1 rRNA gene is annotated in these 457 nt (G+C 53.4%); it reads right to left on the reverse strand.

Going from position 1 to position 457, the window contains the following annotated elements:
• Positions 1–457: ribosomal RNA gene (locus E1J61_RS36100) — 16S ribosomal RNA — on the reverse strand; the annotation flags it as partial.

Genomic DNA, 457 nt, shown 5'->3' on the forward strand with positions numbered 1-457 from the left:
AGAAATGAATCCCCAACAACTAGTTGACATCGTTTAGGGCGTGGACTACCAGGGTATCTAATCCTGTTTGCTCCCCACGCTTTCGTGCATGAGCGTCAGTGACGTCCCAGGGGGCTGCCTTCGCCATCGGTATTCCTCCACATCTCTACGCATTTCACTGCTACACGTGGAATTCTACCCCCCTCTGACATACTCTAGCCTGACAGTCACAAGCGCCATTCCCAAGTTGAGCTCGGGGATTTCACGCCTGTCTTATCAAACCGCCTGCGCACGCTTTACGCCCAGTAATTCCGATTAACGCTCGCACCCTACGTATTACCGCGGCTGCTGGCACGTAGTTAGCCGGTGCTTATTCTTCCGGTACCGTCATCCACGCCAGGTATTAACCAGCGCGATTTCTTTCCGGACAAAAGTGCTTTACAACCCGAAGGCCTTCTTCACACACGCGGCATTGCTG

Origin of the sequence: Cupriavidus sp. L7L (assembly GCF_004353535.1) — a bacterium.
GTDB lineage: Bacteria > Pseudomonadota > Gammaproteobacteria > Burkholderiales > Burkholderiaceae > Cupriavidus > Cupriavidus oxalaticus_A.